This is a genomic window from Nonomuraea sp. KM90 (assembly GCF_052246675.1).
In the GTDB taxonomy this organism is placed as follows: Bacteria; Actinomycetota; Actinomycetes; order Streptosporangiales; family Streptosporangiaceae; genus Nonomuraea.
In genome coordinates this window covers 1-1654 of sequence record NZ_JBQQCB010000342.1, presented here as the reverse complement: position 1 = coordinate 1654, position 1654 = coordinate 1, and the positions used below count along the sequence as shown (strand labels likewise).

The following is a 1654-nucleotide window of genomic DNA, read 5'->3' as shown; positions in this document are numbered from 1 at the left end:
TACGGGCGCGGGCGGCCGGCTGATCGGCCGGTGTGGCTGGGGTCGGTGAAGTCGAACATCGGGCATGCGCAGGCGGCTGCGGGTGTGGCGGGTGTGATCAAGATGGTGCTGGCGTTGGAGCGGCGGGTGTTGCCGCCGACGTTGCATGTGTCGGAGCCGACGCCGCATGTGGACTGGTCGGCGGGCAGTGTGCGGTTGCTGACGGGTGCGGTGGAGTTGCCGGGGTCGGGTCCGGTGCGGGCTGGGGTGTCGAGTTTCGGGGTGTCGGGGACGAACGCGCACGTGATCGTGGAGAGTGCGCCTGAGCGGGAGGACGTGCTGCCGGTTCGGGGGCCGGTGGTGGGCGGTGGCGCGGTGGTGTGGGTGGTGTCGGGTAAGAGTGCGGCGGCGTTGCGGGGGCAGGCGGCGCGGCTGGTGGAGTTCGCGGCTGGTGTGCCGGAGGGCGAGCTGGCTGGGGTGGGTCGGGTGCTGGCGGGCCGGTCGGTGTTCGGGCATCGGGCTGTGGTGGTGGCGTCGGATCGGGCGGAGTTGCTGGCGGGGTTGGGTGCGGTGGCGGCGGGGGAGTCGCATGCGGCGGTGGTGAGCGGGTCCGCGGTGGCGGGTTCGGACGTGGTGTTCGTCTTTCCTGGTCAGGGGTCGCAGTGGGCTGGGATGGCGGTGGAGCTGCTGGACAGCTGTGAGGTGTTCCGGGCTGAGGTGGAGCGGTGTGATCGGGTGGTGCGGTCGTTGACGGGCTGGTCGGTGGTGGGGGTGTTGCGTGGTGTGGCGGGGGCTCCGGGGTTGGAGGGGTCGCCGGTGGTGCAGCCGGTGTTGTGGGCGGTGATGGTGGGGTTGGCGGCGGTGTGGCGGGCGGCCGGGGTCGTTCCGCGGGCGGTGGTGGGTCAGTCGCAGGGGGAGATGGCGGCGGCGTGTGTGGCGGGGGTGTTGTCGCTGGAGGATGCTGCGCGGGTGGTGGTGCTGCGTGGCCGGGCGTTGGAGAAGGTGCTGGGTAGTGGTGGGATGGCGGCGCTTGATGTGTCGGCGTCGCGGGCGGGGGAGTTGATCGGGTCGCGGTGGGCGGGCCGGTTGTGGGTGGCGGTGCATTCGGGTCCGGCCAGTTGTGTGGTGGCCGGGGAGGTGGCCGCGCTGGAGGAGTTGGAGCAGCTGCCGGGGGTGCGGGTGCGGCGGATCGCGGTGGATTACGCCTCGCATACTCCGCACATGGATCGCCTGGCTGAGGAGCTGGGTGTGGCGTTGGCCGGGGTGGGGCCGCTTGATGGTGCGGGGGTGGGGTTCTGCTCTTCGGTGGAGGGGGCCTTCCTGGATGCGGGGCGGTTGTCGGGCCGGTATTGGGTGGAGAACTTGTGCCGGCCGGTGCTGTTCGAGGAGTCGGTGCGGGTGGCGGCGGGGGTGGGTGCGCCGGTGTTCGTGGAGGTGAGTCCGCATCCGGTGCTGGTCGGTGATGTGGAGGACATCTGCCGGGCGGCGGGGGTCGAGGCCGGGGTGTGCGGGTCGTTGCGGCGGGGTGAGGGTGGATCGCGGCGGATGCTGCTGTCCCTGGCTCAGGCGTGGGTGCTGGGCGCGCCGGTGGCCTGGCCGCTGGTGCTGGGTGATGGACCGGCCCCGAGTGGGCAGCCTCCCACCTACGCCTTCCAGCGCGACCGCTACTGGATCG

General features: G+C 72.2%; 1 protein-coding gene. It reads left to right on the top strand.

Annotated features, from left to right (window positions below; all coding sequences use genetic code 11):
- Positions 1 to 45 precede the first annotated feature (45 nt).
- Positions 46 to 1654, top strand: a 1609-nt coding sequence (locus tag ACTWPW_RS64065; protein WP_443175018.1) for an acyltransferase domain-containing protein, incomplete at its 3' end; no start/stop codon positions are given.